Here is a 21,956-nt window from a genome sequence, read left to right as displayed (position 1 = left end):
AAAACCAAAATTAGTTTAAAAAAGAAATCATGAAGAAGGAAGAAGTAGAAAAGTTATTGCATGACAAAGTAGAGGCAGGAGAACATATTAGCCCTGTGTTGCCAGAAGGTATTAAAAATTACCTAATTGACATTGATGGTACTATTACTGATGACGTACCTAATGAAGAGCCAGAAAGAATGGCTACTTGCGAACCATTTCCGGATGCGTTAGTAACGCTAAATAAGTGGTATGATGAAGGTCATATTATCTGTTTCTTCACTTCTAGAACAGAGAACCATAGAGAAGTGACAGAAACTTGGTTAAAAACACATGGTTTTAAATATCATAGTTTACTGATGGGTAAACCTAGAGGAGGTAACTATCACTGGATTGATAATCACTTAGTAAAAGCTACGCGATACACAGGGAAATTTACCGAATTAGTAGAAAGAGTAGTTACTATTGAGGTATTTGATGATGGTAAACATGATTAAATAATTCATTTTTGTTTTTAATCTCTTGATAAGAATACCTAAAACTTTTAAAAGAGGATATATATGAGTGAAACAGTAAAGGTGCCTACTATGGCAGAATATATGGCAGAAGGCAAGAAACCGGAAGTGTTATTTTGGGTGGGTTGTGCAGGTAGTTTTGATGATAGAGCCAAAAAGATAACGAAGGCTTTTGTGAAATTACTTCATAATGCTAATGTTGACTTTGCTGTGCTCGGTACCGAAGAGAGTTGTACAGGTGATCCTGCCAAAAGAGCAGGCAATGAGTTTTTGTTTCAGATGCAAGCAGTAACAAATATTGAAGTTATGAATGCGTACGAAATAAAAAAAGTAGTTACTACTTGTCCGCATTGTTTTAATACCTTAAAAAACGAATATCCAGTATTAGGAGGGGCATATGAAGTAATGCATCATACTCAATTCTTAAAATCTCTTTTGGATGAAGGTCGATTAAAAGTAGAAGGAGGAAAGTTTAAAGGAAAACGAATAACATTTCATGATCCATGCTATCTTGGTAGAGCTAATAATGAGTATGAAGCACCAAGAGACTTACTTAGGAAATTAGAAGTAGAATTAATAGAAATGAAGCGTTGTAAGCGCAACGGATTGTGTTGTGGAGCAGGCGGTGCGCAAATGTTTAAAGAACCAGAACCCGGAAATAAAGACGTCAATATAGAAAGAACAGAAGATGCTTTAGAAACAAAACCAGACGTTATTGCAGCAGGGTGTCCATTTTGTAACACTATGATGACTGATGGCGTAAAAAACAAAGAAAAAGAAGAAAGCATACAAGTTTTAGATGTAGCAGAACTAATAGCTACTGCTCAGGATCTGTAAGATTTTTCCTTTATTTACAATATAAGTAGAGTTAATATGTTTGTTCATATTAACTCTTTTTTATTCTAATTTTTTCTGTGAAATTTTGGAGCTATACAAATGAATTGTTTGTGTTATAGATAATGAAGAAAATTTATTAATACTAATAACAATCTATTGTACACCATAAAACAAGATTGAAAGAGTTTTTATAAGGTATTTTTATATGAGAGGTGCCATTATGCCTTGTTTGGGAATAGTTTTTGTTATTTTTGTAAAAAAAAAGAGGTAATGTTAGTAGAATTTAGTGACCTTCCGGAAACAGCACGCGTATGGATTTATCAGGCAAATAGGTCATTTACATCAGAAGAATTAGAACAGATAAAAAGTAAGTTAGATGTTTTTGTAAATCAATGGACAGCCCATGGAGCTGATCTTAAGGCTGGTTATGAGATCAAATATAAAAGATTTATTACTATAGGATTGGATCAAGATGTTAATGCGGCCACAGGTTGCTCAATTGATGCATCTGTTCATTTTATTATGGAGTTAGAAAAGCTATATAACGTTGATCTAATGGATAAAATGAATGTTTCATATAAACAAGGTGAATTTGTAGCCTATAAATCACTAACAGATTTTAAAAAAATGGCTAAAAATAGATCAGTATCTCCAAATACGATTGTTTTTAATAATTTGGTAACCACCATTTCTGAATATCGCGCCAATTGGGAAGTACCAGCAAAAGATAGTTGGCATAATCGATTTTTAAACTAAAATTTTCGTGCAATACATAGTTCAAAAGAATATTTTTTTTCTCCTATTACTTGTATCTTTTAGTTTCTATGCTCAAATAGAGAACCCTTTGATTACAGAGGATTTTGAGGAGCAAAAACAATGGGTAGATGATGTTTATAATACAATGACCCTTAAAGAGAAGGTTGGGCAGTTATTCATGGTACATGTGTCTTCTTCTGATTTAAAAAGCGAAACAGATAAAATAAAGGAGCTTATTGAGGCTTATCAAATAGGGGGGGTTATTTTTTCTACAGGAGGTCCAAAACGACAAGTCAAATTAAACAATGAATTTCAATCGTTATCCAAAATACCGCTATTGGTAGGAATGGATGCAGAATGGGGTGTTGGTATGCGATTAGACTCTACTCAAGCTTTTCCCTGGAATATGACGCTGGGTGCTATACAAGATAATCAGCTTATAGAAGAAACTGGTCGGCAAGTAGCAAGACACTGTAAGCGATTAGGAGTTCATATTAATTTTGCCCCCGTAGTTGATATTAATACAAATCCTAAAAACCCAATAATAGGAAATCGATCTTTTGGAGAAGATAAAGAAAAAGTAACTCAGAAATCTCTCTCATTCATGAAAGGCATGCAAAACGAGGGTGTTATGGCATGTGCTAAGCATTTTCCCGGGCATGGTGATACAGATAGTGATTCACATTTGACATTACCAACAATAAGTTTTGATGCGAAGAGAATAGATAGTATTGAATTGTATCCTTATAAAAAACTAATTAATGAGGGACTCTCAAGTGTAATGGTGGCTCACCTTAATATTCCTAGTCTAGAAAGTAGATCAGACTATCCTTCTTCTATTTCTAAAAGTGTGGTGTCAGAGTTACTTAAAAACGAGTTAGAATTTAAAGGCTTAGTATTTACAGATGCTCTTAATATGAAGGGAGCTTCAGATTTTAAAGCTCCGGGAGATATTGATTTAGCAGCTTTTTTGGCAGGTAATGATGTGCTACTTATGTCAGAGGATGTGCCTCTAGCATCTCAAAAAATAGTTTCTGCTTATTATTCTGGATTAATATCTGAAGAGCGATTATCAAATTCGGTTAAGAAAATCTTACTATCCAAATATAAGGCAGGACTTCATGACTATAAGCCCATACCTCTTGAATATTTATATGAAGAGTTAAATAGTTTTAAAAATAAGGTGCTGAATCATGAATTGGTAGAAAAGTCATTAACTGTTATCAAAAATGATAGAGCTTCGTTACCTATTAAGAATCTTCAGCTTAAGAAAATAGCTTATGTTTCACTCGGAGACGATTCTGGAGATGCATTTTATCAAGAATTAAGAAAATATAGTAAAGTTGATTGGGTAAAAGCATATCAGTTGGGTGATATGATCGAAAAGTTGAAGAATTATAATTACGTAATTGTAGGTTTTCATAAACCAAATGATTCTCCTTGGGCATCATATAAGTTCAAGGATAAAGAATTGGTATGGCTTTATGAGATTGCTAGAATGAATACAACAATTCTTACCATGTTTTCTAGGCCTTATGCTATGTTAGATATGCTGACAACGACAAATCTCGAAGGAATCTTAATGGCGTATCAAAATAGTGAGTTAGCTCAACAAAAAGCAGCGCAAGTGCTTTTTGGTGCTCTAGAATCAAAAGGAAAACTGCCTGTTAGTATTGGAGAAGATTTTCCTGTTGGTACAGGGTATGAAACAAGATCGCTCAAAAGATTGTCGTATGGATTGCCAGAGAGTGTTGGTATGAATTCATACAAACTAAACAGGATAGATTCTATTGTTGATTTTGCTTTGAAAGAAAGAATGACACCAGGTCTACAACTCATTGTTGCAAGAAAAGGGAAAGTAGTTTTTAATAAGAACTATGGCTATCATACATATGCCAAGCAACGTAAAGTTAAAGGAGATGATATTTATGACCTTGCATCATTGACCAAAATACTTTCGACATTACCATTGACCATAGAATTAAAGGATAAAGGAATTATTTCATTAGATACCAGAGTAGGAGATATGCTACCCAATTTTAAGGGGTCAAACAAGGAGCATATAACAATACGATCGATGTTATCCCATTATGCCCGATTGAAAGCTTGGATTCCCTTTTATATACAAACGTTAGATTCTGTGACACGAAGACCGGATAAAAAGTATTACAGAAATTTTAGATCTGATGAGTTTAATATAGAGGTAACGAATAATTTGTATTTCAGAAGTGATATGAAAGATTCATTGCTTTTGAAAATTAGAGATAGTGATTTGCGAAAAAGACTACGTTATAAATATAGTGATCTACCATTCTATCTTATGCAAAGATTTATAGAGGATCACTATGAAAATGAACTTAACGAATTAGCTCAGCAACACTTTTATAGGCCCATGGGAGCAAATAATATGTCCTATTTGCCTTTAGAAAAATTTAAGAAGAGAAGAATAGTACCAACAGAAAATGACCAATTTTTTAGAGGTGATATAATTCACGGATATGTTCATGATCAAGGAGCAGCTATGCTTGGAGGGGTAGGGGGCCATGCCGGATTATTTGCTAATGCTAATGATGTTACTAAGATCATGCAAATGTATCTTAATGGTGGTTACTATGGTGGTAAAGAATATTTCAATACCCAAACTCTAGAAGAGTTTAATAAATGTCACTATTGTTATAAAGATGTGCGCAGGGGGATTGGGTTTGATAAACCGCAATTAGGAGATTTGGGGCCAACTTGCGGGTGTGTTTCTATGACTAGTTTTGGACATAGTGGTTTTACGGGTACATTTGCTTGGGCCGACCCCGAGGAAGAAATTGTATATGTTTTTCTTAGCAACCGTACATTCCCTAATCCTGCGAATAGAAAACTGATATCTAATGATATTAGGTCTGAAATTCAGAGGATTATATATGATGCTATTGATTATTGATTTACGGCTTAACAGTATGATTGCGGTGTTAAAAAACTCGTTTCGTGTTATTTTTTGATTTTTTTTAATTATATTTCAATAATAAAGCCTACAAACGTATTTTTTCACATAATCATAATCATAAACCTAGTAGTCATAGAATAATTATACACTTAACCCCACAGCCACAATGAATAACTATAAACTAACAATCGTAGGATTGGTACTTTCCTCCTTTCTTTATTTTACATCTGTTTTTTTAGAATTAGAAGTGTTTGAACAACTTATTAATTTTTTAATTCGTTTAAAACATCACGGATTTGATAGCGTATTAATTCCTTTACTTGTATTCTTTGGATTTGTATATATTGATCACCGTAGAAGGCATAAAGAGTCTTTGATAGAAAAGACCAAATTAAAAATTTACAAAGCAATGCTAACTTCTAGTCATCATATTCTTAATAATTTTATATATCAAATGGATATATTTAAGGTTACTGCAGAAGATACTCCAGGGTTCGATACGCAGATTTTGGCCTTTTATGAGGATATAATAGATAATACATCAGATCAGATTTATTCTCTTAGTAATATTACTACAATTGATGAGTTTTCTATTCGTACATCTGTAATGCACTAAAAGAATTTTGATTTAATGTTTTTTTAAGTCCTTGTTAATAAAAGTTTATTCTAAATATTTTCGAAAAAACTAAAAACTGATCCACCGTATTTTCTTGAATTTCTTAAATTAACCGCACCTTCTAGAGAGGTGTGTTTTGAGTGTTCAATAATTAATATACCTTCTTCGTTTAATAAATTATTCTCAAAGACCAATGTTGCAATTTCTAGAAATTGATCTGTGGTAAAATCATAAGGAGGATCGGCAAAGATAATATCAGCTTTCGTTTTTACTTTTTTTAGATAGTCATATACGTCACTTTTTATTGTATGTATAGGTAAGTCAAGTTCTTTTGCGACATTTTTGATATAACCTACACAGGCATAATGTCCGTCTACGGCTATAATATTTTTAGAGCCGCGAGAAGCAAATTCATAGCTAATGTTTCCGGTTCCCGAAAAAAGGTCAAGTATAGATATCTCTGCAAAATCATAGACATTGGTTAGAATATTAAACAAGCCTTCTTTTGCGATATCGGTTGTTGGGCGTACAGGCAGTTTTTTTGGTGCAGTAAGTCGTTTTCCTTTGTATTTTCCTGAAATAATCCTCATGTGTCAAAAATGGCTTAGTAATGCGTAATGCTCGTGTGGTTGTATGTCATTTAGATCCTCTGTTAGTTTTATATTTTTATGACGTTTTCCAAAACGTATATTACGAATGTATTTATAAGCAATAGTAAAAAAATCACTATCATCAGAAACTTCACCGAGAAAAATTAGTTCGAATTCTTCTGGATTAAGCCCTAATTGCTCTGTAGTAAACATAAGATAATATAAAAAATCTTCTTTTGTATCGTACATAAATGTATTGCATAATAGTAAATTGCCTTTATTTATTACAATAAGGTCAAAACGAATGTTGCATATATTCACGAATACCGAAGTAGACTCACTGTTTTTTTCCTGTGCTAGCAAGGAATTCATTAAAATGGTGGTCGAATGTTTATAAGTAAAGGCTCCAAAAGTATCAAAAAAGAAATTATTAACATTTATGAGAGGTACATAAACTGTTATGAGATCATGCTGATTAAGTGTGTCGTATGCTATAAAATCATTTGACAGTACTTTTGTGTTATAGCGTAAATATTCTTTTAAAAATTTTTCGTCAAAAAGAGGTTGAGGAACGACTGTATAGAGGTCATTTTGATAGATAACTTCTATAGACTCAAAATCATACTTTAAATTTTTATTAAAGTTAAAATTGTATTTTATTTTGTCTAGTACTTGTTCAGGGGTTAATTGAATTCCGAAATTTTGATGCTCTAATGCAATTATTTCTTGATTATTAACTAGTGCTGAACAAAAAGAAAGTCCATTCAGGCTTACCTGAATGGACAGTTTTCTTGACATAGTGTCTATATTATTATTGGTCGTTTTCACCATATGTTCTTGGCCAATTACCAGAAGTCATTACTTCAGTCATAGATCCAACCGAAAGTGAAGGACCATTAACACCATCAACAGATACAACTTCTTTTTCTTGTGCTAGTAAATCTTTATCAAGATCACCCAATAAAACTTCTTTGTCTACTTTAGCTTCAAAAACAGGAATTCTTAGGTCATTCTTATTGATATAACCCGCATCCATCTTAAAAGTCGCGTCAACTCCCTCTAAAGGAATTTTCATCATATCTTTATGACTGTTGTTTTTAAATAAAGAATCCTTGATAGATGCATACCCCAAAGTGTCAATAACAACAGTATCTCTAGGTTCATCAATTTTAAGTATTTCATTAAATCTTATAAAACTAGAATCTCTTCTTTGAGTAAGTGTAAACTTAGCAGTATCTATAAAGGAAATTAACTTTACAGGATCTTTTTCAAACTTGCCGGTTACCGTTCTATGGGCTAACTGGGCTGTACGAATATCTCTTAAGTTTTCTACAGCTTTTGCGTATCTTACTTTTTTAACTTTATTGAATCTTACGGGTCCCATTACAGAATTGAATACCAAGTATCCTAAAACTCCTATAACTACCCAGAGAACTAATTGAATAACAATTTTCATTTTATGATTAAGCTTTAAACATTAGTGTATACGCAAATCTACAATTTTTTTTCAATCGTAAAAGTTTATTGCCAAAAAATCATCCCTATCTTTGATTTATTAAATTATTAATAGAAATTTTTGATGAAGGAAAATGAATTTTATAAGCTGTTAAAAGATGATTTTCCTTTTGCCCCGACGCTAAAACAGGATATAGTGCTGCAAAAGCTATCGCAATTTGCATTATCTAAGTCTAAAGAAGCTGTTTTTTTGTTAAAAGGATATGCAGGAACTGGAAAAACAACTCTAGTAGGTGCTTTGGTTAAAAACTTATGGAAAGCTAAGATGAATGCTGTTTTGCTGGCACCCACTGGACGAGCGGCTAAAGTGATTAGTAATTATTCTGGAAAACATGCACAGACAATTCATAGAAATATTTATTATCCGAAGAAAAATAAAAATGGTGGAGTAGCTTTTCAATTAAAACAAAATAAAAGTCGAAATACAATTTTTATTGTTGATGAAGCCTCTATGATTCCTGATACACCAAGTGATAGTAAATTATTTGAAAATGGTTCTTTACTTGATGATTTGATGCTATTTGTCTATTCTGGGTTTAATTGTAAAATTCTTTTTATTGGCGATACAGCACAATTACCACCTGTAAAACTAGAAGTTAGCCCTGCTCTTGACGCTAATATTTTGTCTGTTGGGTTTAATAAAGATGTAGAGCAGATAGAGTTAGATGAAGTTGTTAGACAAGCAGAAAATAGTGGTATTTTGATGAATGCAACCCACCTAAGAGAGGTATTGCATGATGAGTTTTATGATGCTTTTCAGTTTCAGATTGATGGATACCCTGATGTTATTCGTTTTTTTGATGGACATGAGATTATAGAAGCCCTTAATGATGCATATACCAATTTAGGGCATGAAGAATCAGTAATCATTCTTAGATCGAACAAAAGAGCAAATATATATAATCAACAAATTCGGTCTCGAATACTTTTTCAAGAAGAAGAGCTTTCATCAGGAGATTACCTGATGGTAGTTAAGAATAATTATTTTTGGCTAGACAATACAAGTGAGGCTGGTTTTATTGCTAACGGTGATATTATCAAGGTTTTAGAAATTTTTTCGATTAAAGAACTATACGGATTTCGGTTTGCGGTAGTAACTATTGATATGGTTGATTATCCGAATCAAAAGCCGTTTGAAACGGTTCTTATATTAGATACTCTAACCTCAGAAACCCCCTCTTTATCGTACGAAGAATCCAATAACTTGTATCAAGAGGTGTTAAAGGATTTTGCAAATGAAAGTTCGAAGTACAAGAAATTTATAGGAGTAAAAAATAATCGTTATTTTAATGCGCTACAAGTGAAATTCTCATATGCAATAACATGTCATAAGTCTCAAGGAGGACAATGGGATACTGTTTTTGTAGAGCAACCATATCTTCCTGATGGTCCTAATAAAGATTACTTGAGATGGTTGTATACTGCGGTAACCAGGGCAAAAAAGAAATTATACCTAATAGGGTTTTCTAAGGATTTTTTTGCAGAAGATTAATAGGGTTAGTTTATAAAGGATGTTTGAAGTGTTTTTTTAATTTCTTCTAAAACTAAGTAATAGGTCAATGAGTAATTTAATTTAAAAAAGTTATTTTTGTATTCACAAAAAAGCAATGAAATTTTGAGCAAAAATACTCTAAAAGTTATCGCAATGATTCCTGCGAGATATGCGGCTACGCGTTTTCCCGGTAAACTTATGCAAGATTTAGGTGGTAAAACAGTGATTACGAGAACATATGAAGCAACTATAAAATCGAAACTTTTTGATGAAGTTTATGTGGTGACCGACAGCGATATTATTTATAATGAAATTTCTTCACAAGGAGGAATTGCTATTATGAGTAAGAAAGAGCATACTTGTGGTAGCGATAGGATTGCCGAGGCAGTAGAGGATATGGAGGTAGATATCGTTGTGAATGTGCAAGGTGATGAACCTTTTACTGATAGAGAAAGTTTAGAGAAAGTTTTGGATGTGTTTTATCAAGAAGATTCTCATCGTATAGATTTGGCAAGCCTTATGACGCCAATGAATGATTGGGATGATATTATGAACCCAAATAGCGTTAAGGTAATTGTTGATGAAAATAATTATGCATTATATTTTTCTAGAGCTCCCATTCCATACCCAAGGGACAAAGAAATAAATCACGTCTATCATAAACATAAAGGTGTTTATGCCTTTCGGAAACAAGCGATTTTGGATTTTTACAGATTGTCAATGAGGTCATTAGAAGCTTCTGAGAAAATTGAATGTATACGATATTTAGAGTATGGTAAGAATATCAAGATGGTAGAGACAGCTCATGAAGGAGTAGAAATTGATACACCTGAAGATCTTGAGAGAGCAAAAAAAATAATTAATAAAGAAAATTCGTTGAATCAACATACTACAATTGAATCAGAACCAATAGTAACTGCTAAGAAACATAAGAATTTCCCTATGGTCCCTAAAGTGGTGTATGGGAAAGGATCATTTAATCAAATTAAGGAAATAATTTCTCCGGAGCGTAATGGTATTGCTCCTTTTATCTACTTGATTGATGATGTTTTTAAAGATCAAAAGCAGTTTGTAGAAGAGAGAATCTCTTTGTCCTATACAGATGAAATATTATATGTGTCAACAGCCGAAGAACCAAAAACTTCTCAGGTAGACAAAATTGTAGAAAAAATACTAAGCAATTCTCAATACATTCCTAGTGGCATTATTGGTATCGGAGGAGGGTCTATTTTGGATTTATCAAAGGCGGTTGCAATAATGGTTACAAATCCAGGAAGTGCAGCTGATTATCAAGGCTGGGATCTTGTAAAAAATAAGGCTCTATATCATGTAGGAGTACCTACCATATCGGGAACAGGAGCAGAAATTTCTCGCACAACCGTATTGACAGGTCCTGAACGTAAATTGGGTATTAATTCTGATTTTACACCGTTTGATCAGGTTATACTCGATCCTGAGCTAATTAAGAATGTTCCTAAGAATCAGTGGTTTTATACAGGTATGGACTGTTATATTCATTGTGTTGAATCTCTTAATGGAACTTTTTTAAACGCTTTTAGCCAAAGCTATGGAGAAAAAGCATTAGAGCTTTGTAATGAGATCTTTCTAGAAAATACGCTTAGTAAAGAATCTGCAGATGCAAAATTAATGATGGCCTCTTGGCATGGAGGAATGAGTATTGCCTACTCGCAGGTAGGTGTTGCGCATGCAATGAGTTATGGATTAGCATATGTATTAGGAACAAAGCATGGTATAGGAAATTGTATTGTATTTGATAAATTAGGCGAATACTATCCTGAGGGGGTTGCAACGTTCAAAAAAATGAAAGCATATCATAATATTGATTTACCGACAGGGGTTTGTGCAAATGTCACAGAAGATCAGTTAAATACTATGACAAGAGTTGCATTAAGCCTAGAACCACTATGGGAAAATGCTTTAGGAAGTGATTGGAAAACTAAGATCAATGCTGATAAACTAAAAGAACTTTATAGGTCTTTATAAAATACTTAATCTTTTGCCTTATGAGAAGTATTGCTCGATTTATATATTACAAACTCATGGGGTGGACCTATAGTGGCAATTTTAGTTCTGATACTGTAAAAAAGTGTATCATAATAGCTGTTCCTCATACTAGCTGGCATGACTTTTATATTGGTTTGCTCATTCGGCAACTAGAAGGTATCAAAATTAGCTTTTTAGGTAAAAAAGAGCTGTTTAAATGGCCAATAGGTTGGTATTTAAGAAAGGTAGGAGGTATTTCGCTTGATCGTACCCCCGGACAGAATAAAGTTGAAGCCATAGCCGAACTTTTTAAAACCAGAGAAGAGCTGCGATTAACAATTGCACCAGAAGGCACAAGGAAAAAAGTAAAAGAATGGAAAACTGGTTTTTATCATATTGCAAAAGCAGCAGATGTTCCTATCATAATGATCACTTTTGACTTTGGTAAAAAGCAAAATGTGATTTCAGAGCCATTTTATCCAACAGATAATATTAAGAAAGACTTCGAGTTTATGTATAGTTTTTTTAGTGGTGTCAAAGGTAAAGTACCTGAGTATAGCTTTGATTTTCATCCGAATTAAAACTTCTGGGTTTTGTTGTTTTTAATTTCTTCCTCAGGAGGTGGGTTATTATCTGTGTTTTTTCCTCCAAAAATAAGTGGGGTGCTAGAATAAGTCGTACCAAAATTTATATTGGCATAATATACTTGAGAAAGTGCACTTTCTAATTGGTTCTTCGTTAGCTCTTTTAGAGGATGAATGTATGCTGACCATAGAATGCCTTGTGATATTGCATATTTTACATCGAGAGCAGAATGAAAATTAGCGGTTAAAGCATCTAATATAATTTCCTCCGAAAGGCTTTGAGACGCCACTATAGGAGATATAATTCTCATTCTATTATTTTTTGAATCTGTTATACAATACATTGGGACTTTGTGGTAAAGAAATTTCCAATTACCAGTGATACCTGTAATGGTGTCTACCTTTTGTTTAATGATTATACCAATTTGATCTGTATTCATATGCTCATTTTGAGCAGATACTACCAATGAGAACCATACTAAGGAAAGTAGCAATAATTGTTTCATAACATGATTTATAGTTTTGTCGATTTTTTACGTCCAACATAACAAAAAAAGACCACCTTAATTAGGTGGTCTTTTTTAAGAGTATACTAACAATTTGATAGTTTTGTACTTGAAAAATTTATAACTCTCTCAGTTAGTGAGGTGAGTATATGAGTTATTTCTAAGCGAAATGACTATAAAATTGGTTAAGATTTTTTAATCTTCTGCAGAGGATTCTTCCATAGTATGATAGACGTTTTGGACGTCGTCATCTTCTTCTATTTTTTCTAAAAGCTTATCTACATCTGCTGCTTGCTCTGGGGTAAGTTTTTTAGTCACCTGTGGTATACGTTCAAAACCTGAAGACAATATTTCGATTTCTCGACTCTCTAATTCTTTTTGTATAGCACCAAAGCTTCCGAAGGGTGCATAAATTAATATACCATCTTCATCCTGAAAAACTTCTTCTGCTCCAAAATCAATAAATTCTAGTTCTAATTCTTCTGGATCTAATCCCTCTCCATTAATCCTAAAATTACAGGAGTGATCAAACATAAACTCTACCGATCCCGAAGTTCCTAGGTTTCCGTCACATTTATTAAAATAAGAACGGATATTTGCTACCGTTCTATTGTTATTGTCAGTTGCTGTTTCTACCAAAATAGCGATTCCGTGAGGAGCATATCCTTCAAAAAGGACTTCTTTATATTCACCCTGACTTTTGTCTGAAGCTCTTTTAATAGCACGTTCGATATTATCTTTTGGCATGTTCACAGATTTTGCATTCTGTATAACAGCTCTTAGACGTGAATTAGAGTCAGGATCTGGTCCTCCTTCTTTTACCGCCATTACGATGTCCTTACCGATTCGAGTAAACGCTTTTGCCATTGCTGACCAACGTTTCATCTTACGCGCCTTTCTAAATTCAAAAGCTCTTCCCATATTCTTATTTTAAAAATCTAAATACAAACATAAGTAGAAACCAAGTTTTTGACAAATGTTAATTTGGTTTATGTGATTAAAAGTTGCTATTGATCACCTTCTATAATGTCATCGATTGTTTTAGCTAATTTGAAGTCTTTTTCGGTTACACCATTTGCATCATGCGTAGAAAGACTGATTTGTAATCGGTTGTAAACATTTGACCAATCAGGGTGATGCTGTTGTAATTCTGCTTCAAAGGCAATTCTTGTCATTACAGAAAAGGCATCTTTAAAGTCATTGAATTCAAAAGAGGTATGAAGAGCATTGTCATTATACTCCCATCCATCTATATTTTTTAATTTTTCGTGTATTTCTAATGCTGATAATTTCGTCATTTCTTTTTTTAATTTATAATCCAAGTTCTTTTCTTAGGACCTCATCCTGATTGCTGTTTTTACGCCAATAGGGTGATTTTATTTGTTTTGTTTTAGTAGCTGTTGTGGTCATTTCTTTTGCACTATTTCCAAATCCACTGGTAAATGTTTCGCTCCATTCTTCAATTTCGTAAGGAAAACTAGTTGTGAATGTGATGCTAATACTACGTTTTAATTCTGGATACTCTAAGATATAGGTAGTCGTTGAATCATTTTTTTGTAGAGATGCCTTTGCTTTGTATGCTTTAATCTCCTTATGCTTTAACCTACAAAACTCAAAAGAAGGAATAATTTCAATAGTTCCCAGAGGAAGTTCTTCTGGACTAATTCTAATCTTTGTCCATATTTCATTTTCAAGAAAAGCTTTATCCAACGTAAATTTGGTGTCTGCTTCATTTTCAAAATACGAATGTGAAACAATCTCGAAGTGTTCACGGTTATTTAACTGCGAATAGACATGACCACACCATTCTTGCATTGAACTGGATACCTTTAGGGCATGCTGATTGTCTGCAACAGGATAAAATGTGCTTTGCATGATAGCGTATGGATAGATACCTGTATTAAAATTTTTGGTTGCATTAAGTTTTAGAACAGGAATGTTTCTGGTGTTTTGATTATCTGCTTTTACTTGCTTTTTTGGAAGAAAGTCTTCTGTTACATAAATAAGGACCGCAGTTCCTTTTCTTATTTCACCATATCTCGCTTGTTCTAAATAATAAGAAGAAATCTCTGCTTTGCCTTCATACCAGTAGTCTTTAAAACCATCGGGAAGATCCTTTTTTGGTTTGGTTTGCTCAATATGCTCAACAATACTTTTTTTTGTAGGCTCAACTACTGCCTCAGCATTCATTTGATTGCAAGCGGTTACAAGCAACAAACTGATTAAACTAGTTAATAGAAATAGCATTTTCATAGAAGAATTCTTTTGAAGAAATAGCAAATTACGATAAACCTATGATTCTGCAAGTTCTCTTAACGTTTCATAAACAAGATGCGTTGGGAGTCCCATTACATTAAAATAGCTTCCTTCTATACGCGATATGCCAATAAATCCTATCCACTCTTGTATTCCATATGCTCCAGCTTTATCGAGGGGTTTGTAGGTGTTTACATAATATTGTATTTCGTCTTCAGAAAGTTTTTTAAAAGTGACTTTGGTACTTTGGTAAACGATTTTAGTTTGTTCAGTAGTTTTAAAACAAACAGAGGTTATAACTTCATGAGTGTCATCAGAGAAAGAACGAATCATCTGAACTGCCTCTTCTAGGTTTTTTGGTTTTCCTAATGCCTTATTATTATGCCAAACAATCGTATCACTGGTAATTAAAATATCTTGTGCTTTGAGATCGTTAAAAGCATTCGCTTTTAGTTTAGCCAAGTAATTTGATATTTCTTCTGCAATAAGATGATCGGGATAAATTTCTTGAATTTCTTTTAGTTGAATAGTGAAATCCAAATTAAGATCTTTAAAAAATTGCTGTCTTCTTGGGGATCCAGAAGCAAGAATGATGTTTTTGTTTTTTAATAAATTTTGTAGCATTATTTTATTTTAAAACGAATTGATATAATAACAAAGAAAATGATGTAGTAACCAATATACCTTTTAGGACTAGACTCAAATGACGTAAACTTTTATCAGATTCTGAGTAAAAACACTTGATCATAAAATAAAGTAAAGGAGCAATAATAAGTGATAAAACAAAAAGCACCGCCTCAGTATTAGAAAAGAGGTACGTATAGATGTAAATAAAGACACACGCGATAGGCAGTGCCGTTAATACTCCGATAAGTTTTATTGTTCTGCTTTTACCAAGAATAACAGGAATTGTTCTTATTTGTATGTTATGATCTCTATCCATATGTAGGCAATCTTTTAAAATCTCTCTTAGCACAACGATGATAAATGAAAACAATGCGTAATCCAGAATAATCGAAAATATAACTGTTTGCGAAGCTTTATTTTTTGGGGTTATTGCAGGAAGAAGATCAAAAACTCCTATGACAATCAAACTAAGTCCTGCCAAAATAGCTGGAATACAATTTTTTAGAACAACAATTTCTTTGAGATATGAAGCATAGACATAAAATATTCCGGATACGATGATAAAAATAGCTGCAAATCCAGGTCGACCAATCATATTTGCCAGATAAAAACCTATAGAAACACCGATTACATTAAGGATAATAAACAATTTATTTGCTGACTTTTCTGAGATAGAACCATACAAAAGGTTTTTTGGATCTGAGGTTTCCCTATTATAGATTTCTATTATAATATTTCCGGCACCTGCTATCAATACAGTTGAAAGTATTAGTAAAAATATTCCAAAATGGTTAAGTGTAATATCGATACCAAATGGTTCAAAAAGACCATATTTCAAGCAGAGTTGTGCTAATGCTATTATTAATAAATTATCTAATTTTATAAGTTTAAGATAAGATCTCATATAATCAATAGTGAATAGGTTAGTTAGTGTCTGAACAAAAGTAACAATTATACGAATTGTACTTTGAATTCGATGTAAAAGAGCACTCCTTTTTTATCTTAAATTCTATATGAAATGGATAAATAATATATTTTTGAGCTATTAACTTATCCTCTGTACCACCTGTATATATTGTAAATCTCTGCTTTGTTAACGTTAACAGAGGGTTAACACCTTTCAAATTGAAGACTTATGATATTCTTTACCTTAATTTTGATACTATCATCAATCAAAAAACGAATATGTTTTTGTGTTAAGTAATTTTTTAGTAGAAACTGTATAGAATCAATCTGTAGAACTTAGTTCTGAAGGTAATATTTATGAAAAAACAAAAAATAACCATATTAATAGTACTATCGATATTGACATTACTGGCCCTTTCTGGGATTCAAGGATATCTTATTTATAACTCATATCAGCTTAAAAAAGATGTCTTTATCAAAGAAACCAAAAAATCGGTCTCTAATTTAGATAATACTAAAGAAATGGATTCTTTGGCAGAATTGTGGTATAATGAGTTAACCAAGAATTTATCAGAATATAAGAAAAAAAACTTAGGTAAGAGTGAGGCGATAGCCATTTTTGAGCCTTATCAGGATTCGTTAAACACAATTTTTAAGGAGTATTATTCTAAAGAAATTAACAAAGCTAATCTCGGTTTTAAAATAAAGTATAAAAAGGCAATAAAAACAGTAATCATTTTTGATGGACAAGAAGCCGATACTATTTTTTCTGCTAAGAAGGGTGATCAGTATTTTGTTTTCGGAGAAGACTTTCTGGATCGCGATGGGTATGTAATAAGTAGAGCCAAATGGTTTACCGAATATGATTTTGAGGATGAAAAGGAGGGAGAGTTTTTTGAAACCAAGTTAGATCTAGAAATTAGAACAGAAGACATGATCAATATTGTTGGATGGAAAAGAATTGTATTTGGTCAAATGACAAGTTTATTTGTCTTTTCAGTACTGTTATTTCTCTTTGTGGTTTTACTCCTTCTTTACGCAATTAATACACTGATTCGACAAAAGAAAATAGTAGATGTGCGAAATGATTTTATTAATAATATCACACATGAACTAAAAACACCTCTGGCTACTCTGGCGATAGCATCAAAAAGTTTGAGAAATAAAGATATTCAGAATTCGCCACTAGCTTTTTCTAACGCGCTAAATATATTAGATCGCCAAAATAACAGATTACAAAAACTAATTGATCAAGTAATGAATAATACCTTGGGGTCTGATGAAATAATTTTGGATAAGGAATCTGTGATAGATGATGATTATTTCAAAGAGATTTTAGAGGATTTTAAGCTTTCGGTAAAAAATGAAGAAGTAACATTACAGATACAGATAGAACTAAAAAAAGTATCGCTTTATATTGATAGGTTCTTGTTTACAACAGCAATATTTAATATTCTCGAAAATGCGGTTAAATACGGGAAGGAAAATATAGAAATTAAGATACAAACTATATGTAAGGATAACAAATATAAAATATTAATTCAGGATAATGGTGTCGGGATTTCAGAAAAGGAACAACATAAGATTTTTGAAAAATTTCATAGAGTTACAACAGGCAATTTACACGATGTTAAAGGTTTGGGATTAGGTTTGTTTTACGCAGATCAAATAATTAAAGCGCATAACGGAGAAATAAATATTGAGAGTGCACCGAATATGGGTACAACTTTTATAATAACAACCCCCATGAGTTAAAGTATGAAGAGATATATATTATTAGCAGAAGACGATTTTGATTTTGGTAGTATACTAAAGCAGTACCTCGAGATACATGAGTATCATGTTAGCTGGGCTAAGAATGGTAAAGAAGCACTTGATATGTTTAGTAGGCAGCAATTTGATATTTGTGTTTTTGATGTAATGATGCCCAAAATGGACGGGTTTACATTGGCAGAGAAAGTGATAGATCTGAACCCAGAGATACCGTTTATATTTCTTACAGCCAAAAAAATGAAAGACGATAAAATAAAAGGACTAAAGTTAGGTGCAGATGATTACATAGTAAAACCTTTTGAAGCAGATATTTTAGTTCTTAGAATTCAGAATATACTAAGACGTTCACAAAGAGTCCCGTCTGTAAAAGAAGAGGTTGTAGTCATAGGGAACTATAAATTTGATCCAATAAATCACTGTCTTAAATTAGATGACAGCCAACAAAAGTTAACAGAAAAAGAAACTAAATTAATTCAATACCTATATGATCACAAAAATAGAATGATTAAAAGAGAAGACCTGCTAAATGAAATTTGGGAAAATGATGATTTTTTTTCAGGAAGGAGTATGGATGTTTTTATAAGTAGACTGAGAAAATATTTTAAACAAGATCATAATATCACAATAGAAAGTGCCAGAGGAGTAGGGCTTACTTTTAGAGTAGAAGAATAAAATCAATCAATCTAATTAATAAAAATCAAAAAACGAACAGTATGAAAACAATAGCATTAATTTTGATCAGCCTTATTTTGGGGCTGTTATCTGCAAAATCACAAACAATTACGAAACAAGATAGTTGCTCTAAAGTATCAGTAAGTCAAGGAAATAATATCGAAGATGATAGGTATTATAGATCTTTTACAGTGCTAGATATGGATAATGATTATCGAATAAAAGTACGATTCATGGAAAATCTAAACACGCACGTACAAGAGTATTTGACAGATCAATTCGGTGAAGAAAACATGACCACTACCGAAGGTGTGAGTTTTTGGAAAAAAGAAGTGGAAGAAGAAGAAATATATGAAGTGCGATTAAAAGGAAACCGACTACGAATTAATGTAAACAAGGAACTCGCTTCGGATAAACTCGTCAAAAGATTTAAGAATATAGGAGAAGAATTAAAATTGATAACGTCAAGATAAATAACCTTTAAATCAATCAATTATTAATCAAAAAACGAATCTTATGAGAACAAGTATAACAGTCTTTTTTATAATGGTAAGTGTATTAATAACTAATGCTCAGACCAAAACAGTAATAGAAACTGTGAGAAGCAATTCAGATCACAAATCAGAAAATCAAGGATACCAAGTAAATATTAGTATTGCAAATGATGAGGAAGAATATACTCTTGAGGCTAGTTTTCCTTCTGATAAAACTCAACAACTTAAGCGCTATTTAGACAAACATTTGGATATCATAAAGATAAAAGATAAGGTGTTTTACTATGGTGATGAGACGAATGGTTCAGAAAAAAAATATCAAATAAAACTTAAAAAGGGAAAGTTAATCGCTTCTTTGGATAAGAATAATGTAGACACTCAATTCGAGGAAAAATTCATAAATATATTTAATTCAATACAGGATATTGTTAAATAATATAATGTCCAAAAAAAAACAAGTTTTATCATTATAGGTAACAATAGTAAGCGTTTGTTATCTATGATGATAAGGCTCGTTTCTCAAAATAGTAAATCCTCGATATAACTGTTCAATAAAAAATAGTCGTATCATTTGATGCGAAAAAGTCATTTTTGACAAGGATAACTTACCATTTGCGCGAGCATACAGTTTAGAGCTGAACCCATAAGGGCCGCCAATCACAAAAACTAATTGTTTGATTCCACTATTCATATGTTTTTGTAAAACATTAGAAAAATCAACAGAGTTATATTGTTTTCCATTTTCGTCTAGAAGCACAACAACATCAGAAGTATTTAATTTGGTCAAAATAAGTGTTCCCTCTTTATCTTTTTGTTGGGTTTCGCTTAGGTTTTTTGCGTTTTTTATATCTGGAATGATGTCAAAAGAAAATTTGATATAAAACCCTAATCTTTTTATATAATCCACAAGTAAGGCCTCTAAAAATTTATTATCTGTTTTGCCGATTGCGATTAGTCTAATGGTCATTTTTTTAATTTTTATTTAGAAAGATGCACTCAATGTAAAAAAACTCATAACTCTTAATTATAATATGAAGGGTAAAATTCCGACTTCTTTTTTTACTTTAGCAAAAATAACCATTCACTATGATTACAAAAGCTCAATTTGACAAAGAAATTGAATTAATAATAGCCAATGCGATTAGAGAAGATGTTGGAGATGGAGACCATAGTTCGTTAGCTTGTATTCCTGATCACATAACTGGTAAAGCAAAACTTCTGGTAAAGGATGAAGGTATTTTGGCAGGTGTTGATTTTGCTAAAAAGGTATTTGAGTATGTTGATCCAGAATTAAAAATTGAGGTTAAAATAGAAGATGGTACCCCTGTTAAGTATGGAGATATTGCTTTTTTGATTTCAGGAAGTTCACAGTCGATTCTTAAAGCAGAAAGACTGGTACTTAATGCTATGCAGAGAATGAGTGCCATTGCTACAAAAACTAATTATTTTGTAAAATTATTAGAGGGTACACAGACCAAAATTTTGGATACTAGAAAAACCACACCTGGGATAAGAGCATTAGAGAAGTGGGCTGTTAAAATAGGAGGAGGAGAAAATCATAGATTTGCATTATATGATATGATTATGCTCAAGGATAATCATATTGATTTTGCAGGAGGAATTAAAAACGCAATCGAGAAGACAAAAAAATACCTTGTAGATACCAATAAAGATCTTAAAATTATTGTTGAAGCACGTAACCTTAATGAGATCAAGGAAATATTAGAGACACCAGGGGTATATCGCATACTTATTGATAACTTTAATTTTGAGGATACGCGAAAAGCAGTAAAATTAATAGGTGATACCTGTCTAACAGAATCAAGCGGTGGAATTAACGAAAATACTATTCGAGAGTATGCAGAGTGCGGTGTAGATTATATAAGTAGTGGTGCATTAACTCATTCGGTACATAATTTGGATCTTAGTTTGAAAGCCATATAACATATGTCAAAACCTATAGAAGATAAGCTCAAAAAAATTCCGGTTATTAATGTTTTAGTATCAATCGGAAAAAAAATTATTCTTCCTGGTTTTGAAGGCTTATCGATATATGATTTAATAGAAATTTATGCAATAGGTATTATTAAAGGGACTTTTTCGGCTAGAGCTAGTGCTATATCATGGAGCTTTTTTCTATCCTTATTTCCTTTTTTATTGTTTCTACTTAATTTAATTCCGATAGTACCAATAGAAGGGTTTCATGATAACTTTTTTGATTTTATAGCATCAGCATTACCTAGTCAGTCAAAAGTCTTTTTTAAAGAAATATTCGATGATATAGCCTCGAACCCTAGGGGAGGCCTATTATCTACAGTTTTCGTTCTTTCTCTTTTTTTAATGACTAATGGTATAAATGCAGTTTTTTCTGGGTTTGAATATTCTTATCATGTCACCCTTAACCGTAATTTTATAAAGCAATACATAGTTGCTTTGGGAGTTTCTATAATTGTGGCATTCTTATTGCTTATAACAGTGATAGGAACCTTATACTTTTCGTATTTGGTAGATGATTTAAATAAAATTGGAGTAGTAGATGATACTGTTTTTTGGTTAACCATTGGAAAATATGCGTTGTTTGTTTTTATGGTATTTGTAATTATAGCAACCTTATTTTACTTTGGAACCTCAGAAGGAAAACAAAATAAGTTTTTCTCACCAGGAGCTTTTATGACCACAATTCTAATCATAGTAACGACCTATTTATTTGGTATTTATATTGATAATTTTTCAAATTATAATAAATTATATGGGTCAATTGGAGCCATGCTCATTCTAATGGTGTATATCTGGCTCAACGCAAACTTACTATTATTAGGATTCGAATTAAATGCGGCTCTAATTAAATTAAGAAAGAATTTTTAATATATTTAGGCATTAAAACATAAAAATTAAGAAA

At 32.2% G+C, this 21,956-nt stretch carries 24 protein-coding genes and 1 pseudogene; 15 read left to right on the top strand and 10 right to left on the bottom strand.

The features are described from left to right. Window positions 1-29 precede the first annotated feature (29 nt). From DZ60_RS0108825 to DZ60_RS0108805, 5 genes are all read left to right on the top strand, one after another. Complete coding sequence (locus tag DZ60_RS0108825) at window positions 30-476, top strand: LNS2 domain-containing protein (RefSeq protein ID WP_025741727.1); 447 nt, start codon at window positions 30-32, stop codon at window positions 474-476. A gap of 63 nt (window positions 477-539) precedes the next feature. Next, window positions 540-1,331: a (Fe-S)-binding protein gene (locus DZ60_RS0108820; protein ID WP_025741726.1), complete on the top strand. Its 792-nt coding sequence runs from the start codon at window positions 540-542 to the stop codon at window positions 1,329-1,331. 270 nt (window positions 1,332-1,601) lie between these two features. Then, a complete protein-coding gene (locus DZ60_RS0108815) occupies window positions 1,602-2,087 on the top strand; it encodes a hypothetical protein (protein ID WP_025741725.1) in 486 nt (161 codons plus the stop codon). A 7-nt stretch (window positions 2,088-2,094) separates the two neighbouring features. Further along, a complete protein-coding gene (locus DZ60_RS0108810; RefSeq protein WP_241448736.1) occupies window positions 2,095-5,019 on the top strand; it encodes a glycoside hydrolase family 3 N-terminal domain-containing protein in 2,925 nt (974 codons plus the stop codon). 169 nt (window positions 5,020-5,188) lie between these two features. After that, entirely contained in the window at window positions 5,189-5,638 is a 450-nt protein-coding gene (locus tag DZ60_RS0108805) for a hypothetical protein (protein WP_025741723.1), read from the top strand. Between the two features lie 50 nt (window positions 5,639-5,688). On the opposite strand, the gene DZ60_RS0108800 is transcribed toward DZ60_RS0108805, so the two are convergent. The 3 genes from DZ60_RS0108800 to DZ60_RS0108790 are packed head-to-tail and all read right to left on the bottom strand — an operon-like array spanning window position 5,689 to window position 7,684. Next, a complete protein-coding gene (locus DZ60_RS0108800; protein ID WP_025741722.1) occupies window positions 5,689-6,228 on the bottom strand; it encodes an RsmD family RNA methyltransferase in 540 nt (179 codons plus the stop codon). A gap of 3 nt (window positions 6,229-6,231) precedes the next feature. After that, the gene (locus tag DZ60_RS0108795; RefSeq protein WP_161634379.1) at window positions 6,232-7,026 is read right to left on the bottom strand and encodes a DUF3822 family protein; all 795 of its coding nucleotides are present in this window, start codon (window positions 7,024-7,026) and stop codon (window positions 6,232-6,234) included. Window positions 7,027-7,039: 13 nt separating this feature from the next. Continuing rightward, entirely contained in the window at window positions 7,040-7,684 is a 645-nt protein-coding gene (locus DZ60_RS0108790) for a hypothetical protein (RefSeq protein WP_025741720.1), read from the bottom strand. A 123-nt stretch (window positions 7,685-7,807) separates the two neighbouring features. On the opposite strand from DZ60_RS0108790, the gene DZ60_RS0108785 reads away from it, so the two are divergent. The 4 genes and pseudogenes from DZ60_RS0108785 to DZ60_RS0108775 all read left to right on the top strand — a co-directional run bounded on the left by DZ60_RS0108785 (window position 7,808) and on the right by DZ60_RS0108775 (window position 11,820). Then, a complete protein-coding gene (locus DZ60_RS0108785; RefSeq protein ID WP_025741719.1) occupies window positions 7,808-9,235 on the top strand; it encodes an ATP-dependent DNA helicase in 1,428 nt (475 codons plus the stop codon). A gap of 153 nt (window positions 9,236-9,388) precedes the next feature. Then, window positions 9,389-10,093: pseudogene (gene kdsB / locus DZ60_RS25575) on the top strand (3-deoxy-manno-octulosonate cytidylyltransferase); the annotation flags it as partial. A gap of 84 nt (window positions 10,094-10,177) precedes the next feature. Then, a complete protein-coding gene (locus DZ60_RS25570; protein WP_025741718.1) occupies window positions 10,178-11,239 on the top strand; it encodes an iron-containing alcohol dehydrogenase family protein in 1,062 nt (353 codons plus the stop codon). A gap of 20 nt (window positions 11,240-11,259) precedes the next feature. Further along, window positions 11,260-11,820 (top strand): 1-acyl-sn-glycerol-3-phosphate acyltransferase, encoded by a 561-nt coding sequence (locus tag DZ60_RS0108775; RefSeq protein ID WP_025741717.1) that lies wholly within the window; start codon window positions 11,260-11,262, stop codon window positions 11,818-11,820. On the opposite strand, the gene DZ60_RS0108770 is transcribed toward DZ60_RS0108775, so the two are convergent. From DZ60_RS0108770 to DZ60_RS0108745, 6 genes are all read right to left on the bottom strand, one after another. Beyond that, window positions 11,817-12,329: a hypothetical protein gene (locus DZ60_RS0108770; protein ID WP_241448735.1), complete on the bottom strand. Its 513-nt coding sequence runs from the start codon at window positions 12,327-12,329 to the stop codon at window positions 11,817-11,819. The genes DZ60_RS0108775 and DZ60_RS0108770 overlap by 4 nt on opposite strands. A gap of 195 nt (window positions 12,330-12,524) precedes the next feature. Further along, entirely contained in the window at window positions 12,525-13,250 is a 726-nt protein-coding gene (locus tag DZ60_RS0108765; protein WP_025741715.1) for a YebC/PmpR family DNA-binding transcriptional regulator, read from the bottom strand. An 86-nt stretch (window positions 13,251-13,336) separates the two neighbouring features. After that, window positions 13,337-13,627 carry a 4a-hydroxytetrahydrobiopterin dehydratase gene (locus DZ60_RS0108760; protein WP_025741714.1) on the bottom strand — a complete coding sequence of 97 codons (291 nt, stop codon included), beginning with the start codon at window positions 13,625-13,627 and terminating at the stop codon, window positions 13,337-13,339. A 13-nt stretch (window positions 13,628-13,640) separates the two neighbouring features. Beyond that, the gene (locus tag DZ60_RS0108755) at window positions 13,641-14,582 is read right to left on the bottom strand and encodes a hypothetical protein (RefSeq protein WP_025741713.1); all 942 of its coding nucleotides are present in this window, start codon (window positions 14,580-14,582) and stop codon (window positions 13,641-13,643) included. Window positions 14,583-14,621: 39 nt separating this feature from the next. Then, window positions 14,622-15,209: a Maf-like protein gene (locus DZ60_RS0108750; protein ID WP_025741712.1), complete on the bottom strand. Its 588-nt coding sequence runs from the start codon at window positions 15,207-15,209 to the stop codon at window positions 14,622-14,624. Window positions 15,210-15,213: 4 nt separating this feature from the next. Further along, complete coding sequence (locus tag DZ60_RS0108745; protein ID WP_051477610.1) at window positions 15,214-16,116, bottom strand: geranylgeranylglycerol-phosphate geranylgeranyltransferase; 903 nt, start codon at window positions 16,114-16,116, stop codon at window positions 15,214-15,216. A 359-nt stretch (window positions 16,117-16,475) separates the two neighbouring features. Between DZ60_RS0108745 and DZ60_RS0108740 the strand changes: the two genes are divergently transcribed. The 4 genes from DZ60_RS0108740 to DZ60_RS0108725 are packed head-to-tail and all read left to right on the top strand — an operon-like array spanning window position 16,476 to window position 19,493. Further along, entirely contained in the window at window positions 16,476-17,873 is a 1,398-nt protein-coding gene (locus tag DZ60_RS0108740) for a sensor histidine kinase (protein ID WP_025741710.1), read from the top strand. A gap of 3 nt (window positions 17,874-17,876) precedes the next feature. Next, the gene (locus DZ60_RS0108735; protein WP_025741709.1) at window positions 17,877-18,563 is read left to right on the top strand and encodes a response regulator transcription factor; all 687 of its coding nucleotides are present in this window, start codon (window positions 17,877-17,879) and stop codon (window positions 18,561-18,563) included. A gap of 41 nt (window positions 18,564-18,604) precedes the next feature. Beyond that, window positions 18,605-19,036, top strand: a complete 432-nt coding sequence (locus tag DZ60_RS0108730) for a hypothetical protein (RefSeq protein WP_025741708.1) — start codon at window positions 18,605-18,607, stop codon at window positions 19,034-19,036. A 43-nt stretch (window positions 19,037-19,079) separates the two neighbouring features. Beyond that, a complete protein-coding gene (locus DZ60_RS0108725) occupies window positions 19,080-19,493 on the top strand; it encodes a hypothetical protein (RefSeq protein WP_025741707.1) in 414 nt (137 codons plus the stop codon). 57 nt (window positions 19,494-19,550) lie between these two features. Here DZ60_RS0108725 and rlmH read toward each other — a convergent pair whose 3' ends face one another. Next, window positions 19,551-20,024, bottom strand: coding sequence for a 23S rRNA (pseudouridine(1915)-N(3))-methyltransferase RlmH (rlmH, locus tag DZ60_RS0108720; RefSeq protein ID WP_025741706.1), 474 nt, complete (start codon window positions 20,022-20,024; stop codon window positions 19,551-19,553). Between the two features lie 119 nt (window positions 20,025-20,143). On the opposite strand from rlmH, the gene nadC reads away from it, so the two are divergent. Further along, entirely contained in the window at window positions 20,144-21,001 is an 858-nt protein-coding gene (gene nadC / locus DZ60_RS0108715) for a carboxylating nicotinate-nucleotide diphosphorylase (RefSeq protein ID WP_025741705.1), read from the top strand. Window positions 21,002-21,004: 3 nt separating this feature from the next. Next, window positions 21,005-21,922 carry a YihY/virulence factor BrkB family protein gene (locus tag DZ60_RS0108710; RefSeq protein WP_025741704.1) on the top strand — a complete coding sequence of 306 codons (918 nt, stop codon included), beginning with the start codon at window positions 21,005-21,007 and terminating at the stop codon, window positions 21,920-21,922. The last annotated feature ends 34 nt before the right edge of the window (window positions 21,923-21,956 follow it).

The organism is Aquimarina pacifica, from assembly GCF_000520955.1.
Classification (GTDB): Bacteria; Bacteroidota; Bacteroidia; order Flavobacteriales; family Flavobacteriaceae; genus Aquimarina; species Aquimarina pacifica.
The sequence above is the reverse complement of the archived record's forward strand: the minus strand, read 5'-3'. Positions and strand labels throughout refer to the sequence as shown.